The sequence below is a fragment of the Chromobacterium sp. Panama genome (genome assembly GCF_003052555.1).
Taxonomy (GTDB): Bacteria; Pseudomonadota; Gammaproteobacteria; order Burkholderiales; family Chromobacteriaceae; genus Chromobacterium.
In genome coordinates this window covers 3,985,676-4,001,964 of the sequence record NZ_QARX01000001.1, presented here as the reverse complement: position 1 = coordinate 4,001,964, position 16,289 = coordinate 3,985,676, and the positions used below count along the sequence as shown (strand labels likewise).

The 16,289-nt window shown below is 61.5% G+C and carries 18 protein-coding genes and 1 tRNA gene; 9 read left to right on the top strand and 10 right to left on the bottom strand.

Annotation, left to right across the window (positions count from 1 at the left end):
* Window position 1: 1 nt before the first annotated feature.
* The gene (locus tag DB032_RS18120) at window positions 2-502 is read right to left on the bottom strand and encodes a hypothetical protein (RefSeq protein WP_107801972.1); all 501 of its coding nucleotides are present in this window, start codon (window positions 500-502) and stop codon (window positions 2-4) included.
* Window positions 503-516: 14 nt separating this feature from the next.
* The gene (locus DB032_RS18115; protein ID WP_107800697.1) at window positions 517-2,049 is read right to left on the bottom strand and encodes an MFS transporter; all 1,533 of its coding nucleotides are present in this window, start codon (window positions 2,047-2,049) and stop codon (window positions 517-519) included.
* An 84-nt stretch (window positions 2,050-2,133) separates the two neighbouring features.
* On the opposite strand from DB032_RS18115, the gene DB032_RS18110 reads away from it, so the two are divergent.
* Entirely contained in the window at window positions 2,134-3,096 is a 963-nt protein-coding gene (locus DB032_RS18110) for a LysR family transcriptional regulator (protein WP_158274348.1), read from the top strand.
* A 285-nt stretch (window positions 3,097-3,381) separates the two neighbouring features.
* Here the strand turns inward: DB032_RS18110 and DB032_RS18105 are convergent, their stop codons facing one another.
* The 5 genes from DB032_RS18105 to ispB form a co-directional block, all read right to left on the bottom strand.
* Window positions 3,382-4,179, bottom strand: coding sequence for a hypothetical protein (locus tag DB032_RS18105; RefSeq protein ID WP_158274347.1), 798 nt, complete (start codon window positions 4,177-4,179; stop codon window positions 3,382-3,384).
* A complete protein-coding gene (locus tag DB032_RS18100; protein WP_107800694.1) occupies window positions 4,169-4,546 on the bottom strand; it encodes a hypothetical protein in 378 nt (125 codons plus the stop codon). The genes DB032_RS18105 and DB032_RS18100 overlap by 11 nt, the downstream gene beginning before the upstream one ends.
* Window positions 4,547-5,479: 933 nt before the next feature.
* Window positions 5,480-5,761 carry a hypothetical protein gene (locus tag DB032_RS23850; protein ID WP_146176716.1) on the bottom strand — a complete coding sequence of 94 codons (282 nt, stop codon included), beginning with the start codon at window positions 5,759-5,761 and terminating at the stop codon, window positions 5,480-5,482.
* A gap of 7 nt (window positions 5,762-5,768) precedes the next feature.
* Window positions 5,769-5,843 (bottom strand) — tRNA-Arg (locus tag DB032_RS18095).
* A gap of 19 nt (window positions 5,844-5,862) precedes the next feature.
* Window positions 5,863-6,792 carry an octaprenyl diphosphate synthase gene (gene ispB, locus DB032_RS18090; RefSeq protein WP_199226037.1) on the bottom strand — a complete coding sequence of 310 codons (930 nt, stop codon included), beginning with the start codon at window positions 6,790-6,792 and terminating at the stop codon, window positions 5,863-5,865.
* Between the two features lie 230 nt (window positions 6,793-7,022).
* On the opposite strand from ispB, the gene rplU reads away from it, so the two are divergent.
* From rplU to obgE, 3 genes are all read left to right on the top strand, one after another.
* Window positions 7,023-7,334 carry a 50S ribosomal protein L21 gene (gene rplU, locus DB032_RS18085; protein ID WP_039753142.1) on the top strand — a complete coding sequence of 104 codons (312 nt, stop codon included), beginning with the start codon at window positions 7,023-7,025 and terminating at the stop codon, window positions 7,332-7,334.
* A gap of 12 nt (window positions 7,335-7,346) precedes the next feature.
* Window positions 7,347-7,622, top strand: a complete 276-nt coding sequence (rpmA, locus tag DB032_RS18080) for a 50S ribosomal protein L27 (protein ID WP_019099926.1) — start codon at window positions 7,347-7,349, stop codon at window positions 7,620-7,622.
* A 132-nt stretch (window positions 7,623-7,754) separates the two neighbouring features.
* Window positions 7,755-8,915 (top strand): GTPase ObgE, encoded by a 1,161-nt coding sequence (gene obgE, locus DB032_RS18075; protein WP_107800692.1) that lies wholly within the window; start codon window positions 7,755-7,757, stop codon window positions 8,913-8,915.
* 161 nt (window positions 8,916-9,076) lie between these two features.
* Here the strand turns inward: obgE and DB032_RS18070 are convergent, their stop codons facing one another.
* Entirely contained in the window at window positions 9,077-10,300 is a 1,224-nt protein-coding gene (locus tag DB032_RS18070) for an MFS transporter (RefSeq protein WP_107800691.1), read from the bottom strand.
* Window positions 10,301-10,411: 111 nt separating this feature from the next.
* On the opposite strand from DB032_RS18070, the gene DB032_RS18065 reads away from it, so the two are divergent.
* The 5 genes from DB032_RS18065 to DB032_RS18045 all read left to right on the top strand — a co-directional run bounded on the left by DB032_RS18065 (window position 10,412) and on the right by DB032_RS18045 (window position 14,648).
* Window positions 10,412-10,858, top strand: coding sequence for a helix-turn-helix domain-containing protein (locus DB032_RS18065; protein WP_107800690.1), 447 nt, complete (start codon window positions 10,412-10,414; stop codon window positions 10,856-10,858).
* 541 nt (window positions 10,859-11,399) lie between these two features.
* Window positions 11,400-12,179: an ABC transporter substrate-binding protein gene (locus DB032_RS18060; RefSeq protein WP_107800689.1), complete on the top strand. Its 780-nt coding sequence runs from the start codon at window positions 11,400-11,402 to the stop codon at window positions 12,177-12,179.
* Between the two features lie 286 nt (window positions 12,180-12,465).
* Window positions 12,466-13,155, top strand: a complete 690-nt coding sequence (locus tag DB032_RS18055; protein WP_107800688.1) for an ABC transporter permease — start codon at window positions 12,466-12,468, stop codon at window positions 13,153-13,155.
* Window positions 13,152-13,865, top strand: a complete 714-nt coding sequence (locus DB032_RS18050; protein ID WP_107800687.1) for an ABC transporter permease — start codon at window positions 13,152-13,154, stop codon at window positions 13,863-13,865. The genes DB032_RS18055 and DB032_RS18050 overlap by 4 nt, the downstream gene beginning before the upstream one ends.
* Window positions 13,866-13,880: 15 nt before the next feature.
* Window positions 13,881-14,648, top strand: a complete 768-nt coding sequence (locus tag DB032_RS18045; RefSeq protein ID WP_107800686.1) for an ABC transporter ATP-binding protein — start codon at window positions 13,881-13,883, stop codon at window positions 14,646-14,648.
* Between the two features lie 111 nt (window positions 14,649-14,759).
* Here the strand turns inward: DB032_RS18045 and DB032_RS18040 are convergent, their stop codons facing one another.
* Together DB032_RS18040 and DB032_RS18035 are read right to left on the bottom strand one after the other, a co-directional pair.
* Window positions 14,760-14,996 carry a DUF333 domain-containing protein gene (locus DB032_RS18040; RefSeq protein ID WP_107800685.1) on the bottom strand — a complete coding sequence of 79 codons (237 nt, stop codon included), beginning with the start codon at window positions 14,994-14,996 and terminating at the stop codon, window positions 14,760-14,762.
* Between the two features lie 18 nt (window positions 14,997-15,014).
* Complete coding sequence (locus DB032_RS18035) at window positions 15,015-16,142, bottom strand: succinylglutamate desuccinylase/aspartoacylase family protein (protein WP_107800684.1); 1,128 nt, start codon at window positions 16,140-16,142, stop codon at window positions 15,015-15,017.
* Window positions 16,143-16,289 lie beyond the last annotated feature (147 nt).

Sequence of the window (16,289 nt, the reverse complement as noted above, 5' to 3'; positions counted from 1 at the left end):
GTCATCCCGCGCCCGCTTTCAAGGCCGCGTTGATGGTTTTCCACTGCCGGGCGGCGCCGGCGATGAAGAGCAGCAGCAGGACGCCGGTGGCGATCTGGAGGGCGGGCGCGTCGGGGCTGGACAAGAGGGGATGGCCCAAGGGCAGGCGGGTGGAGGTTTCCGTGACGGCCGGAATCCAATGGAACAGGAAGGTGGCGGACAAGCCGACGGCGGACGCATGGGCGGCCTTGCCGCCGAAAAGGCCCTTGAACTCCGCCAGCAGCGCCAGCAGCAGGACGACCAGCGTGATGAGGGCCAAGGCGTGCGGCTTGCCGAAACCGCCGTGCTGAAAAATGCCCAGGGCGGTGACGCAGCTGATCACGGTGCCGATCACATAAGCCTGGCCCAGGCGATTGCGCGGGCTGATCCTGCCGTCGCGCCACAGCGCGATGGCGCCGAAAGCGACCGCCAGCAGGCTGACGGCGGTATGAAAGATCCCCAGCGGGGTGAGTCCATATAGCATTTGGATCTCCTTGCTCATAAAGGCTTGGATGCGGCCGGGCCGGAGTCTTGCCGGCCCAGGCTTTGCTGCCACAGCACTATCACTATAAGACCTATGGCCATCACGCATTCCAGCCGGAAGAAGTCCAGGCAGGACAGCAATTGCGATTGCTGCGTCAGCTGTCCCGCCAGCACGGCCATTCTTTGTTTGGCGCTCAGCTCCGGCAAGGCTTGCTGCAATTGGTCCAGCGCGGCGTTGAACGCCGGGTTGAGCACGCTGAAGCCCTCGGACAGGCGCTGGTAGTGCAAGGCGTTGCGCGCTTGCAGAAACACTGTACTGGCGGCCACCCCCATGGACAGCGACAGCTGACGGACGATGTTCTTGGTCTGGTAGGCGCGGGCGAAGTCGGGCTGATCGATATGGCTGAAGGTGGCCTGCGCCACCGCCATGATGAACAGGGACATGAAGCCGCCGTTGCAGATCAGGATGCTTACGATCAGGCTGGCCGGCGCGTTTTGATTGAGGCCGGACATCAGCACGCCGTAGAGCAGCAGCAGGCAGCAGGCCGCCGCCATCATGGCGCGCACGCCGCGCGCCCGGCGCTTGAGCAATAAAAAGGCGTAGAGCGTGGAAAACAGGATGCCGGCGACAAAGCTCACCGACAGCAAGCGCCCGGTCGTCGGCAGGTCAAAGCCCAGCGCCTGTTGCGCCATCACCGGCAGGATGTAGCTGTTGGCGGAAACCAGCAGATAGCAGCAGCTGTAAAAGCCCAGGCCGGCCAGGTAGCGCAGCTGGAGCAGGGCTTTCTTGCGCAGCGGGCGCCGCCGGCGGTGGTATTGCCAGCCCCAGCCGGCCAGCAAGGCCTGCGCGAGGATGGCCAGCAGCCATTCGGGGCGGGAGAAGAAATCGTAGGGCAGCTGTTGAATCAGCCATTGCAGCGCCAGCACGCCGACAATCATGCACAGGAAGGCGCGCGAGCCCTGGGTATGCGGATGGGCCGGTTCCGCCCGCTGGCTCAGCAGCCGGGTGGCCGGCCAGGCCAGCGCCAGCGCCGGCAGCACGGCGAAGAAAATCCAGCGCCAGTCCTGGCGGCTGATCAGTTCCGCGCCCAGCAGCGGGCCGCAGGCGGAGCCCAGCATCAGCGCATAGCCGAAACAGAGCAGGCCCAGCATCTTGCTCTTGTCCGTCAGCGCGTTCACCTCCACCCGCGCCGCGGTGAAGAAAGCCGCGCCGCCCAGGCCTTGCAGCGCCCGGCCCAGTATCAGCTGGCTGGGGCCATTGGCGAAACCGCAGGTCAACGCGCCGACGCCGAACACGATGATGGACAGGCGGATATAGCGCCGCATGCCCAGGCGGCGGCTCAGCCATTCGTGCTGCAACAGCACCAGAACGGCGGCGCTGGCGTAAGCCATGGCCGCATAGCTGAACTCCTCCGGCGCGGCGCCCACGCCGCCCATCACCTGGCTGGAGGCGAAGTTGAGCAGGCCGTTCTGGAAGAACTCCAGACAGGCGATCAGCATGATGGAAATCAGATACCAGGGCGTGGCTTGCGTGCGTTCGGCGTTCATGGGCTCGGGACTCGGGAGGGTGTCCCCATTATCGGAGCCGGCTATAATTCAATGAAATCGATTGTTTATATGGCATCTATCGAAATGACTGATATAGACGCGGTCTGGCTGCGCCGCCTGGATCTCAACAATATGGTGGCCTTGCACACGCTGCTGAGCACGCGCAGCGTCAGCCAGAGCGCGCGGCTGCTGTGCCTGGGGCAGCCGGCGGTCAGCCATCTGCTCAAGCAGCTGCGGGAGCAGTTGCAGGACGCCTTGCTGTACCGGCACGGCCAGCGCATGATGCCCACCCCGTTCGCCGAGGCCTTGCTGCCTGAATTGGAAGCCTGGCTGGGCGCCGGCGAGCGCCTGTTCCGGCAGCGGCCCGTGGACCTGGAAACCGTGGAAAGAACGGTGCGGCTGGCCTTGCCGGACGCGCTGGAAGCCGCCTTGCTGCCCGGCTTGCTCGGGGCCTGCCGCGAGCGGGCGCCGGGCCTGAGCGTGGATGTGGCGGCCTTGTCCGCCGCTCAGGCGCTGGCGGCGCTGGAGTCGGCGCAGATTGATTACGCCGTCGGCTACTTTCCCTTCCCCACGCCCCGGCTGGAACGCCAGACCCTGCTGCGCAGCGGCTTCGCCTGCCTCTATCACCGCGAACAGCTGCAATTGCCGGCCGTGGTGGGCGCGGAGGAAGTGGCGGCCTGGCCGCATGTCTACACCTCTTACATCGGCGAAGCGCTCAGCCTGATAGACCATTACCTGCAACTGCGCGGCTTGCAGCGCCGCGTCCTGGCGCGCGCCGCCAGCCTGCTGGCCATTCCGCCGATACTGGCGGCGGTGCCGGCGGTGGCGGTGCTGCCCTCCGTGGTTTGCGCCATCGTCGGCCGGCATCAGGCGGGCATGGCGCGCGCGCAGATAGACGAGCCGAGCTTGCGGATCGATGTGGAGTTGTTATGGCATCCCAGGGTGAACGATGATCCGGTGCATCAATTCGTGAGGACCGAGCTGGCCGGGCTGTGCGCAGGCGGCCGGATCGCGCCGGACGGCGCTGAGGGGGAGGACATGGCGTAAAAAAGCCGCGCCGTTGCCGGTCGCGGCTTTTTTGATCTGCGGTGCTTGCTGCTTTGCAAGCAGAGGTGGCGCCCCGACAGGGATTGAATTGAGTTTAAAACATATTGTTTTTAAAAATATTTCTTATTTTGTTGTCGATGAGATACCCCTAAATGTACCCCCAATGCTATTTTTTCTAGCAGGAATAGTGGCTTTCGACTCTAAGCGGAAATCGCCAACTTGAGGGAGCGGACTTTCAACGTAGAGCTAGGCCTTTTTGGCGCGGTGGATTGATTCCCTAGCGCACTATCGCGGTTTGGTGAAGTCAATTGCCAGGCGATCCAACTCACACTCGGCCAAGTGAAGCAGGTGCCCCAAGGAAACTAGCCTTGCTTCGGCCGATCCAGCTCCCGTTGCCAAGCTTTCCTTCAACCGTGTCGTTTCATAGAGTTTGTGGGAGATGCTTCGCCAAGCCTCGCTTAACTGTGAATAGATCTGCACCTCAATGCAAAGCCCAGATTTGAAGCGAACGTTGCTGTGGAATGCAAAGTAGCCGCTCGCCAGCTTTGACTCCATATCAACTTCGACTCGATCGATTTCCGCGAAATATTTCTCAATGTCCGGCGGATCAACGATGTCGCGCCAGTTTTCAAGCCGCTCAGCAAAGAGCCTCGCGTGTCCCAATGTTGGTGCGACGACCGAAGTTCGCACCAAGTCCGTAATTTCCAGTCTTAGATTGCGGAGACTGGCGTAGTTAGCGGAGCGCTTAAGATTCTTTCGCCATAGCTTTTCGAGTATTGAATCGGAACTCTTGAAGAGAAGGTCAAATCCTTTGTTGCTCGGCTGCGGGGAGAACTGTGTGGTTGGCACGCTAAACTGGCCCTGACTGATGCCTTTGAATCTGACCTTGCACTCCTTCTCCGTAAAGGCCTTTATCTGTGTAAGCAATTGACTCAGCGTAGCCAAACTTGAGTGGGAAGAGCTTTTCAGTTCCGATCTAATAGCGTCAAGCCTTGTGACGATGTCTATATCTTCTGGCACGGAGTTATTGTGCCAAGAGATATATAAGTCTCTGGCGTAAGTTTGAGGGAATTCAAGCGTCATTGCCGTCGGCCTCATCGAGGTAGTAGCTCTTTGCTACATCTTCTGCGACGCCCTTGACTTCTAGGCTGCAATAGCTTTGCATGAAAGCCCGGTAGACTTTAAGAGCTAAGTGCCTGTTCTTATCAAATCCGCGCTTGGTTGTGTAGAACTGAGTAATGCCCGTAATCACCATAATTTCTTGACCTACCCAGCGTGAGCCACAGTTCTCTTCAAACCAGAACTGCTCTGAGCTGAGCTTCTTCGCTAGCTCCTCAGAACTCTTGCTTTCGTATTCTGCAAGTATTTCGCGCCAGCGAGTCAAAGCCGCGTTGTAGTAAAGAAGAACATTCTTGTCTCCTTGAATGAGGAGCTCTGTTGTGTAGTGCATAGCCTTCTTCTCTCGTTGGTGGATAGAGACAAATGGTGGTAAGTGGCCTAACAGTGTTTACACGGTTGCAAGGGGCTGCATAACAATTGATATTGCTGACGCCGGATACATTACACTAAGCACATTGCTTTCAGTTACATGGAATATTGGTTGTCAGTGTAACAACTTCAATATGCTGGACAACTACTGCACGGCAATGTCTGCTTCGGGGGGAGGGATCCAAGTGACCGTTTCTAGCTGTTAGCAGTCGATTGTAACCGCGTTTTTCTCCCCGCTCAGCCAGGCACACACACCTAAAATCCCCCCGAAACCGTGGATCAGCCCTTAAGTCTTTGTCCTGTAACGGCTTTTCATCCACGGTTTGTCCACGGTCGCTCCCCCCCATTCCGTGGATGCCGCATAAACTTCAATAAAATCAATGCCATGAAGGGAAGGGCGTATCCACCATTTCCACGACTTCCGCTGGCAAACCCGTGGATTAATTTTTAAGCAGCGCTCCGAAACCGTGGATGGCCCCTTCCTTTCCTTTTCATTGCTTTTTATCTCTATCTCTTTGTTTTTAAAATAAGAAGAAGTACTTAGAGGCCATAAAAGGCTAAAACCCCAATGTGGAAGAATTGGGGCAAACCGTGGAAGTTTGAGGGGAAACCGTGGAAGTTTGAGGGGAAACCGTGGATTTCAGAGGGCAAACCGTGGATGGGTTCTGCTCAACAATCAATGACTTAGGTCGTGAAGAGGGGGCAATCCACGGAGTTTTTTTACCTACTCCCCTACTCAATGGCGTGGAAACCGGCGATTTCCGGCCGTTTTAGCTGGACTTGGTTTGTCGATGTTATGTCTGGTGTGTAAAAGGACTCTACTGTTTTGCAGTTTGAGCGGTGGAATGGGGGACCGCCCATACCAGGCAGGCTGTCGAGCGGAGGAACGGGTGGTTTAGGGCTGGATGTCCGGTGCGGCGTAGAGGCCGAGCTTTTCCAGTTGCGGCAGGATGATGGCGGTCAGGTGGCCCTGGCGGCGGCCGTGGATGGTCTTCTCGACGCCATCGGCCAGCACACCGTACTTTGCAGCAGCGGGTTCTTGAAGATGCGGCCGGTCTGCACCGGGGAAGCCGGCGTGGCAATGACTAAGCCTGTTAGGGCGCTGAATAGGGCGCAAAAAAACCGCGCCGTTGCCGGTCGCGGCTTGTTTGATCTGCGGCAGCTTGCTGCTTTGCAAGCAGAGGTGGCGCCCCCGACAGGAATCGAACCTGTAACTGCCCCTTAGGAGGGGGCCGTTATATCCATTTAACTACGGAGACGCTTAGAGAAACTGCTGGGTCAGGCGCTGCGGTCCACCGACAGGCGGGCCAATTCCACCAAGGCCTGACGGGTGTCCGATTCCGGAATCGGCGCCAGCGCGGCCACGGCCTGTTCGGCTACCTTGACCGCTTCCGCCCGGGCGTAGTCCAGCGCGCCGCAGGATTGTACCGCAGCCAGCACGTCCTGGAAACGATCGCGGCTGGCGTGTTCCAGCGCGTCGCGCACGGTGGCGGAGGCTTCCGGGCCGCCGTTGCGCATGGTGTAGATCAAGGGCAGGGTCGGCTTGCCTTCGGCCAGATCGTCGCCCAGGCTCTTGCCTATGGTGTCGGCGTCGCCGCTGTAATCCAGCACGTCGTCGATGATCTGGAAAGCGGTGCCCAGGTACATGCCGTATTCGGCCATCGCCTGCGCCTGTTCGGCGCTGGCGCCGGCGCTGAGCGCGCCCACGCGGGCGGAGGCTTCAAACAGCTTGGCGGTCTTGTACTTGATCACGCGCAGGTATTCGTCTTCGGTGACGTCGGTGTTGCCGATATTGAGCAGCTGCAGCACCTCGCCCTCGGCGATGATGTTGGTGGCTTCCGCCATCACCGCCAGGATGTCCATATTGCGGGTGGTCACCATCATCTGGAAGGCGCGGGTGTAGAGGAAGTCCCCCACCAGCACGCTGGCGGCGTTGCCGAACAGCGCATTGGCGGTTTCGCGGCCGCGGCGCAGGTCGGATTCGTCCACCACGTCGTCGTGCAGCAAGGTGGCGGTGTGGATGAATTCGATCATCGCCGCCAGCTCGTGCAATTGTTCGCCGCCGTGACCCAGCGCGCGGCCGGACAGCAGCGTCAACACCGGGCGCAGGCGTTTGCCGCCGGCGGAAATGATGTATTCCGCTACCTGGCGGATCAGGACGACGTCGGAGTGCAGCCGGGCGCGGATGACGCGGTCTACGGCCTGCATGTCGTCGGCTATCAGTGTACGGAAAAGCGGGGTGGACACGATTTCAACCAGTTATTTGAGATGGGTACGCCAAAGGCTGGAATGTTACCAGAAAAGCCCCTCCAGCCGCCACGGGGCGTACTCCTTAGGACTAAGTCGATGAAATCATTGACAAGTTGACGGGGTGTCCGTATAGTTTCGCGTTCTCCCGCAATAGGCGGCGAGATTTTTATATTCAGGAGCTCATGCGAATGTATGCGGTCATAAAAACCGGCGGCAAGCAGTACAAAGTTGTCGTTGGTGAAAAACTCAAAGTAGAACAGATACCTGCAGACGTCGACAGCCAGATCGTACTTGAAGAAGTGCTGATGATTGCTGACGGTGAACAGGTTGTTGTAGGCGCCCCGATGATTGCCGGCGCCACTGTTAAGGCCACCGTTGTTTCCCACGGTCGTGGCGACAAGATCCGCATCTTCAAGATGCGTCGTCGCAAGCACTACCAGAAACATCAGGGTCATCGTCAAAACTTCACCGAAATCCGCATCGACGCGATTTCGAAGTAAGGATAAACAGTCATGGCACACAAAAAAGCAGGCGGTAGCTCCCGCAACGGTCGTGACTCCGAAGCCAAACGCCTGGGCGTTAAGGTTTACGGCAGCGAACTGATTCCGGCAGGTTCCATTATCGTGCGTCAGCGCGGCACCCGCTTCCACGCAGGTGAAAACGTTGGCCAGGGCAAGGATCACACCTTGTTCGCCAAGGTTGACGGTTACGTTGAATTCACCATCAAAGGTGCAATGAAGCGCAAGATCGTTAATGTGGTTCCGTACACCGGCGTAGACGGCGAATAATTTTTCGCTTTCTAGTGACCGAGAAAGCCCTATCCTGCGATAGGGCTTTTTTCATACCCTGAGGGGCAAGGCGTGAGGGTGGCCGCGAGTCCATCCTGACCCCTGACTCCTCGCAAGACAGAGGTTGAAAACATGAAATTTATCGATGAAGCCCGCATTGAAGTGTTCGCGGGACGAGGCGGCAACGGCGTGGCCAGTTTCCGTCGCGAGAAGTTCGTGCCCTTCGGCGGCCCGGACGGCGGCGACGGCGGCAAGGGCGGCAGCGTGTACGCGGTGGCGGACGAGAACGTCAACACCCTGGTGGAGTTCCGCTTCGTCAAGAAATACCTGGCCGAACACGGCGAGCGCGGCCGCGGCGCCGATTGCTACGGCAAGGGCGGCGACGACATCGACCTGAAAATGCCGGTGGGCACGGTGATCACCGACCACGACACCGGCGAGCTGGTGGCGGACCTGACCCATCACGGCCAGCGCATCATGATTGCGCGCGGCGGCAAGGGCGGCCTGGGCAATATCCATTTCAAATCCTCCACCAACCGCGCGCCGCGTCAGTGCACGCCGGGCGAGCAGGGTGAGCAGCGCACGCTGAAGCTGGAGCTGAAAGTGCTGGCCGACGTGGGCCTGCTGGGCATGCCCAACGCCGGCAAGTCCACCTTCATCCGCGCGGTGTCGGCGGCGCGTCCCAAGGTGGCGGATTATCCGTTCACCACGCTGCACCCCAATCTCGGCGTGGTGCGCATGGACGATACCCGCAGCTTCGTGATCGCCGATATTCCCGGCCTGATCGAAGGCGCGGCGGAAGGCGCCGGCCTGGGCCACCGCTTCCTCAAGCATTTGCAGCGCACCGGCCTGTTGCTGCACGTGGTGGACGTGGCGCCGTTCGATCCCGACGTGGATCCGGTGCGCGAGGCGCGCGCCATCGTCGAGGAACTGAAGAAGTACGACGACGAACTGCACGGCAAGCCGCGCTGGCTGGTGTTGAACAAGGTGGATATGCTGCCGCCGGACGAGCGCGAGCTGACGGTGTCCGCCTTCCTCAAGGCCTACGGCTGGCCGGAAGAGCAGCCGGACGACCGTTTCGGCTTCGATCTCAAGGCGCCGCGCGTGTTCAGCATTTCCGCGCTGAACCACGAAGGCACCCGCGAGCTGACCTTCGCCATCATGTCCTATCTGGACGTGGTGCGCGCGGAGCAGCGCAAGCAGGTGGAAGAGGCGCAGCAGCAAGCCGCCGCCGCGCGTCAGACCATGATTACTCCGGATGCGGCGATGCATCAGGACACGACGGAAGAATAAGCGCCTGTTTACGATCTGCTGGGCGTCGAGAGATGTGACACGGTGAGTGCGTTTTCGCCTTGTCTCGTTCTAACCCGCTAGACTTTGGGTGGGCTCTTTCATCCAGGCGCCGGCATCCACGGCAAGCAAGAAGGCCAGTCTCGCGACTGGCCTTTTTCATTTCAGTCCGCCGCCGCGGGGGTGACGCCGCGCGTCGCCCACCAGAACAGCAGGACCAGCAGGCTGACGGCGGCGCCCAGCAAACACACGGCTTGCCAGCCGGCATGAGCGTAGGCCGCCGTTGCGCCGATGGCGCCCAGCCCGCTGCCAACGGCGTAGAACAGCATGTAAAGGCCCACCAGCCGGCTATGGGCTGCTGGCCGGGCGCGGAAAATCAGGCTCTGGTTGGTGACGTGCAGCGCCTGGCCGCCCAGGTCCAGCAGCACGATGCCGATCAGCAGTGCGCCCAGCGACTGCTGCATCAGCGACAGCGGCCACCAGGCCAGCAGCAATAAAGCCAGCGCCGCCGCGCTGGTGCGCTGGCCATGTCCGCCGTCGGCCCAGCGTCCGGCGCGGGCGGCGGCCAGCGCGCCTATCGCGCCCGCCAGGCCGAAGGCGCCGATGGCGGTGCGGGAGTAGCCGTGGGGCGGCGCGCTCAAAGGCAGCGCCAGCGCGCTCCAGAAGACGTTGAAGGCGGCGAACATCAGCAGCGCCAGCATGCCGCGCGCTTGCAGCGTTTTTTCCCGCCGCAGCAAGTCCAGCATGGAGGCCAGCAGCGCCGGGTAGCGCATCGCGTTCGCGGCGACGGGGAGCGGCGGCAAGCGCCGCCACAGCGGCAGCGCAATCGCCAGCATCAGCCCGGCGGCGGCGAGGTAGACGCCGCGCCAGCCGGCCAGGTCGCTGACGGCGCCGGAGAACGCCCGCGCCAGCAGCAGGCCGATGAAGACGCCGCTTTGCGCCGCGCCGACGACGCGCCCTTGCTCATGCGGCGCGGCGGCGCTGGCCGCGTAGGCGATCAACCCCTGCGTCATCGCCGTGCTCAGCAGTCCGACCGCGAGCATGCCGGCCAGCAGCGCCGGGGTGGAGCGCGCCATGGCCACCGCCGTCAGCGCGGCGGCCAGCGCCAGCAGTTGCGCCGCCATCAGGCGGCGGCGCTCCAGCAGATCGCCCAGAGGCACCAGCAGCAGCAGGGCCAGCGCGCAGCCTATCTGGGTGGCGGTGATCACGCCGCCCACCGCCGCCTGGCGGATGGAAAAGTCCCGGGCCAGCGCGTCCAGCAGGGGTTGAGCGTAATAGACGTTGGCCACGCTCAGGCCGCTGGCGACGGCGAACAGCCATACCAGGCCGGCGGGCGTGTTCGCTGGCTTGTGTTTCAAGAGTGGCGATGGGGCGTGCCTGGCGTTCATGGTCCCGAGTCCGTTCAATTTGGTTTCAAAATGAAACCGATTGAATGTTAGGGTAGGTAGTTTTAAAATGCAACTGATTGATCCCGCCGCCGCAGAACCCAAGGAGAGCCCATGACGCGCCACAACACCATGAATCAGGAGCCATGTCCGGTGGCGCGCAGCGTCGACGTGATCGGGGATCGCTGGTCCTTGTTGATCGTGCGCGACGCCTTCGACGGCGTGCGTCGCTTCGGCGATTTCCAGCGCGGCCTGGGCATGGCCCGCAACATCCTGTCCGACCGGCTGCGCAAGCTGGTGGACGCCGAGGTGCTCGCCACCCAGGCGGCCTCGGACGGCTCCGCTTACCAGGAGTATGTGTTGACGGCCAAGGGGGAAAGCCTGTTCGCGGTGGTGCTGGCCTTGCGCCAGTGGGGCGAAGGGCATTTGTTCGAGGCGGGCGAAGGCCATTCGCTGTTGATAGACAAGCGGACCGGCCAGCCCGTGCCCTTGATGTCGCCCAGGGACGTGGACGGCGTCGAACTGGCGCCCGAGGCCACCGAGGTGCGCAAGCTGGCCTGAGCCGATCAGCCGAGACAAAGACGGCGCCGCCGGGCAGCCATGCGCTGAGCCGGCGCTTGTCCCTTCCCGCATTCTTCAGGGCTGCGGCCCATTACCCTTCCCGCGTTCTTCCCTGTCGGCCTTGTCCTTGTCTGCCATTTGAACAGCTCCTTCGGCGGGTGGAAGCGGCTTGTTCTTATGAAGACTTTTTCACTTGCAGGTACACCCATTCCGATACCAAGCGTTACTTGAGTGGGTGTCTGGATGTTGTATTTTGTCCTCAACAAGCCGCAAATTCGCCCTGGCGCTGAAATACCAAGTCATTAATTTTCCATGACGGCATGACGTAAGCTTAGATAAGAGCGGCGTCGGCGGCGGGCGGCGGAGACGGTATAGACAAATTGCTCTATTTATATAACATGAAGCGCTCAGCCCCCGCGGGGGCGATGCCGGATCAGAGGGCGAAAAGCCCCGTGCGCTTTAACTTGTGAAATGCATATGCCCGGCTGTCGGCTCGGGATTTTCACCGTTGGCTGTAGATGAAGTCTATGAGGAGAAGCAAATGAAGAAAGCATTGGCTGTGATGGCTTTGGGTCTGATGACCGCGTCTATCGGCGCATGGGCCAAGGATTGGAAGGAAGTCCGCTTCGGGGTGGACGCCAGTTACGCGCCGTTTGAATCCAAGGCGCCCAACGGCCAGCTGGTGGGCTTCGACATCGATCTGGGCAATGAAATCTGTAAGCGCCTGAAAGCCAAGTGCGTGTGGGTGGAAAACGATTTCGACGGCATGATCCCGGCTTTGAAAGCCAAGAAGTTCGACGGCGTGCTGTCCTCGATGTCGGTGACCGAAGCCCGGATGAAGGAAATCAGCTTCTCCGCCAAATTGTTCAACACGCCTACCCGCATGGTGGCCAAGACCGGTTCCGGCCTGATGCCGACTCCGGCTTCGCTGAAGGGCAAGCGCGTGGGCGTGGAGCAAGGCACCATCCAGGAAGCCTACGCCAAGAAACACTGGGCGCCGGCCGGTGTGGAAGTGGTGCCTTATCAGAACCAGACCCAAGTGCTGTCCGACCTGGGGGCCGGCCGTCTGGACGCCTCGTTGCAAGACGCGGTGCAGGCGGACGAAGGCTTCCTGAAGAAGCCGGAAGGCAAGGGCTTCGCCTTTGCCGGCAAAGAGCTGGTTGACCCGCAGACCCTGGGCGAAGGCGCCGCCATCGGCTTGCGCAAGGAAGACAAGGAACTGAAGGCCGATATCGACAAGGCTATCGCCGGCATGCTCAAAGACGGCACCTACAAGAAGCTTGAAAAGAAATACTTCAACTTCGACGTTTACGGCAAGTAAACGGCAAGAGCCCGTTCAAGCATGCAAGGCCGCCGCGCGGCAGGCTTTGAACGGGCTCTAAGAGTGTGTTTACGATCTTGCGAGCCAGAGTCCTCATCGCCTAAGGCGTCCACGACGCGCCGCGGATCGTAAACATGTTCTAAGCCGCAAGCCGCCGACAAAACCGCTGCATTGGAACCCGCAGCGCCTCCGTGGCCGGAGTGGGCCATCCGTTTTGTCGGCGGCTCGTCTTTTGCGCAAGTCAGGGCCGGTTCGGCGCGCGCCGCCGCCCTGAAAGGGGAAGAGCATGTTTTTGCATGGATTCGGTTCCATTATCTGGGACGGCACGCTGGTGACGCTGGAGTTGGCGGTGTTGTCATTGTTGCTGGCCTTCCTCATCGGCCTTATCGGGGCCGGGGCCAAGCTGTCCAGCAATCCCTTGCTGAGCGGCGTGTCCACCTTGTACACCACGCTGATTCGCGGCGTGCCGGATCTGGTGCTGATGCTGCTGATTTTTTACAGCCTGCAGATCGGCATCAATCATCTGACCGAATGGCAGGGCATGGAACGGATTGACCTCAATCCCTTCGTGTCCGGCGTGGTGACCCTGGGCTTCATCTACGGCGCTTATTTCACCGAAACGCTGCGCGGCGCCTTCATCTCCGTGCCCAAGGGCCAGCTGGAAGCCGGCACCGCTTACGGCATGAGCCATTGGCAGGTGTTTTCCCGCGTCCAGTTCCCGCAGATGATGCGTTTCGCGCTGCCCGGCATTTCCAATAACTGGCAGGTGATGCTGAAAGCCACCGCCCTGGTGTCCATCATCGGCCTGACCGACGTGGTCAAAGTGTCGATAGACGCCGGCAAGAGCACTTACAAAGTGTTCTTCTTCACCCTGGTGGCCGGGGCGATCTATCTGTTGCTCACCACGGTGTCCAACTTCGTGTTGATGTGGCTGGAACGCCGTTATTCCATGGGCGTGCGGGAGGCCGAGCTATGATAGACATCATTCAGCAATACTGGCGTCCCTTCCTGTGGTCGGACGGCTACCATTTGTCCGGCCTCGCCGTCACCATGTGGCTGCTGGTGCTGTCCATCGCCTTCGGCTTCATCGTGTCCATCCCGCTGGCGGTGGCGCGGGTGTCCAAGGTCAAATGGCTGGCGCGCAGCGTCTGGTTTTACACCTATGTGTTCCGCGGCACGCCGCTCTACGTGCAGCTGCTGTTCTTCTACACCGGCATGTACAGCCTGGACGTGGTGCGGGAAGTGGGCTTCCTCAACCACTTCTTCCGGGAAGGCTACAACTGCACCATCCTGGCGTTCGCGCTCAACACCTGCGCTTACACCACCGAGATCTTCGCCGGCGCGATCAAGGCCACCCCTTACGGCGAAATCGAGGCCGGGCGCGCCTACGGCATGAGCAAGTTCACTCTTTACCGAAGAGTGATCATTCCGTCCGCGCTGCGCCGCGCGCTGCCGGCGTACAGCAATGAAGTGATCCTGATGCTGCACGCCACCACCGTGGCCTTCACCGCCACCGTGCCGGACATTCTGAAAGTGGCGCGCGACGTCAACGCCGCCACCTATGACTCCTTCAACGCCTTCGGCCTGGCCGCCTTGATCTATCTGGGCGTCACCTTCATCCTGGTGGGCCTGTTCCGCAAGGCCGAGACCAGATGGCTGGCTTATTTGCAGCCGGCGAAAACCTGAGAAACGGACTAGAAGATGGACAAGCTGAATATCCAGAACATCTACAAGAGCTACGGCAGCCACGAAGTGCTCAAGGGCGTTTCGCTGACCGCCAAGGCCGGCGACGTGATCAGCATCATCGGCTCATCCGGCTCCGGCAAAAGCACCTTTCTGCGTTGCATCAACTTTCTGGAAAAACCGAACCAGGGCAGCATCAGCCTCAATGGCGAGCCCATCCGCCTGGCCGCCACCAAGAACGGCGAACTGACGCCGGCGGACCAGAAGCAATTGCAGGGCATGCGCACCAAGCTGGCCATGGTGTTCCAGCACTTCAATCTGTGGGCGCACATGACGGTGCTGGAAAACGTCATCGAGGCGCCGGTGCACGTGCTGGGGATTTCCAAGGAGGAGGCCACCCAGCGCGCGGTCAAATACCTGCGCAAAGTGGGCCTGGACGAGCGCGCGCAGGACAAGTACCCGGCGCATCTGTCCGGCGGCCAGCAACAGCGGGTGGCGATTGCGCGCGCGCTGGCGATGGAGCCGGAAGTGATGCTGTTCGACGAACCCACCTCGGCGCTGGACCCGGAGCTGGTGGGCGAGGTGCTGAAAGTGATGCAGGCCTTGGCCGAGGAAGGCCGCACCATGATCGTGGTCACCCACGAGATGGGCTTTGCCCGCAATGTGTCCAATCACGTGATGTTCCTGCACCAGGGACGGGTGGAGGAGGAGGGCTGCCCGGACGAGGTGTTCGGCAACACCAAGAGCGAGCGCTTGAAGGCCTTCCTGTCGGGCAGTCTGAAGTAAGCCTGGCCCGGCCCCGCTGAAGAAAGAGCAAACCCGCCGGCGCGCGATGGCCGGCGGGTTTGGCTTTTGTGGATAAGTTTGAGTTTGGCCGTTGGCTGTGGATAAGCGGGTTTATTGGGGATGATCGGCGCGGAACAGCGTCCATTCCTCCACCGTGCGGCCGTCCGGCAGTTGGCACAGCGCGTACTCATTGCCCTGGGCGTCTTTTTGCGGCAACAGCTTGCCGCCCTTTTCCCCGCAATACACGGAGGCCGGATTGGCCATGCCCACCGCGGGGCGCTCCGGCTGCTTGGTCTGGCTGCAGGCGCTCAGGCCCAAGAGCGCGGCGGCGCATATCAAGATTCTCATGCGGTTTTCCTTTCAGTATCAGGCCGACAACAGCTTGCCGGATTTGAAGGCCTCGCGGCTGGCCACCTTGGCCAGCGACAGGCCGGTGGTGGTGTAGGTGCGGGCGCTGGTGGCGTACAACATGCCGGGGCGGTTGGCGCGGATCTCGCTGCAGCGGTCGCCTATCGGGTCTATCACCTCGGCCAGCAGTTCGCCGCTGGCCACCTCGCTGCCCGGTTGGGCGTGGTAGACCACCACGCCGGCGTGCGGCGCGTACAGGTTTTCCGAGCCGGCCAGCGGGGTGGCCGGGAAGGGCAGTTCCGGCTGCGGCGGCGCGGCTTCGGCGATCACGCCGCGGTGGCGCAGGAAGTTGAGGATGCCTTCCGCGTCCCGGCGCGCGTAATCGTGATGGACGTCGATTTCGCCGCGCAGTTCCACCGTCACCGCCAGGCAGGCCATGTCGATCTGGACGTCCAGGCCCTCGGCCGCCGCCAGGTCGCGCAGCTGCCACCATAGCTGGCCGCAGGCTTCGTCGAAGGGATGGTCGCCGGAATCGGTGGCCAGCAAGGTGGCGCAAGCGCCCAGATAGCGCGACAGCGGCTCGCACTGCTCCCACAGCGGGGTGCCGGTGTACAGGTGCAGGCCGGCGCGGCAGTCGCAATGCAGATCCAGCACCACGTCGGCGTCGAAAGCCAGCTTCATCAGCGTGTGGCGCAGCGATTGCAGCTCGCTGTCGGCGCGCAGCGCGCCCAATTGCTGGCGCGCTTCCGCGCGGATCAAGGCGGTGTTGGCCTTGCCGTCGCGGCCCAACTGCGCTTTCACCGCCTCGAAAATGGGCTCGGACAGCACCGGGTAATAGCGGTTGAAGTTCTGACCGCTTTGCAGGTCGAAACGCCCCAGCGGCTTCTCGCTCTGGTTCTGGTTCAGGCCTATGGGGTTGGCCACCGGCACCAGGATCACCTCGCCGCGCAGCAAGCCGGCGGCGTCCAGCCGCTGCAAGCCTTGCTTCAAATGCCAGGCGGTCAGCATGCCGGGCAGCTCGTCGGCGTGCAGGCTGGCCTGGATATAGATTTTCTGGCCGCTTTGCGGCACGCCGAAATGGAAGCTGGTCAGGTCGCGCTGGCTGCCCAGGCTGGGCGACAGCAAGGGCTGGCGGTGGGTGTACATGGGTTCTCCTCTTGCGGTGTGCGGCTCTGTCGTCGAATCTTATGCCAAACCGGCCCGGGCAAGATAGGGCCGCCGAGCGGACATGCGTTGACGAACGAGCATGCCCCCCGGACAATCATGGCTTTTGCCATTCCACGCCCGCGCGCG

Bases quoted from the DNA above. Each gene is read 5' to 3' on its own strand.
- DB032_RS18060 (WP_107800689.1), top strand. From the start codon at position 11,400: ATGAAGAAAGCATTGGCTGTGATGGCTTTGGGTCTGATGACCGCGTCT.
- DB032_RS18110 (WP_158274348.1), top strand. From the start codon at position 2,134: ATGACTGATATAGACGCGGTCTGGCTGCGCCGCCTGGATCTCAACAAT.
- obgE (WP_107800692.1), top strand. From the start codon at position 7,755: ATGAAATTTATCGATGAAGCCCGCATTGAAGTGTTCGCGGGACGAGGC.
- DB032_RS18100 (WP_107800694.1), bottom strand. From the start codon at position 4,546: ATGCACTACACAACAGAGCTCCTCATTCAAGGAGACAAGAATGTTCTT.
- DB032_RS18120 (WP_107801972.1), bottom strand. From the start codon at position 502: ATGCTATATGGACTCACCCCGCTGGGGATCTTTCATACCGCCGTCAGC.
- DB032_RS18035 (WP_107800684.1), bottom strand. From the start codon at position 16,142: ATGTACACCCACCGCCAGCCCTTGCTGTCGCCCAGCCTGGGCAGCCAG.
- DB032_RS18050 (WP_107800687.1), top strand. From the start codon at position 13,152: ATGATAGACATCATTCAGCAATACTGGCGTCCCTTCCTGTGGTCGGAC.
- DB032_RS18115 (WP_107800697.1), bottom strand. From the start codon at position 2,049: ATGAACGCCGAACGCACGCAAGCCACGCCCTGGTATCTGATTTCCATC.
- DB032_RS18105 (WP_158274347.1), bottom strand. From the start codon at position 4,179: ATGACGCTTGAATTCCCTCAAACTTACGCCAGAGACTTATATATCTCT.
- DB032_RS18070 (WP_107800691.1), bottom strand. From the start codon at position 10,300: ATGAACGCCAGGCACGCCCCATCGCCACTCTTGAAACACAAGCCAGCG.
- DB032_RS18040 (WP_107800685.1), bottom strand. From the start codon at position 14,996: ATGAGAATCTTGATATGCGCCGCCGCGCTCTTGGGCCTGAGCGCCTGC.
- rplU (WP_039753142.1), top strand. From the start codon at position 7,023: ATGTATGCGGTCATAAAAACCGGCGGCAAGCAGTACAAAGTTGTCGTT.
- ispB (WP_199226037.1), bottom strand. From the start codon at position 6,792: ATGCAGGCCGTAGACCGCGTCATCCGCGCCCGGCTGCACTCCGACGTC.
- DB032_RS18065 (WP_107800690.1), top strand. From the start codon at position 10,412: ATGACGCGCCACAACACCATGAATCAGGAGCCATGTCCGGTGGCGCGC.
- rpmA (WP_019099926.1), top strand. From the start codon at position 7,347: ATGGCACACAAAAAAGCAGGCGGTAGCTCCCGCAACGGTCGTGACTCC.
- DB032_RS18055 (WP_107800688.1), top strand. From the start codon at position 12,466: ATGTTTTTGCATGGATTCGGTTCCATTATCTGGGACGGCACGCTGGTG.
- DB032_RS18045 (WP_107800686.1), top strand. From the start codon at position 13,881: ATGGACAAGCTGAATATCCAGAACATCTACAAGAGCTACGGCAGCCAC.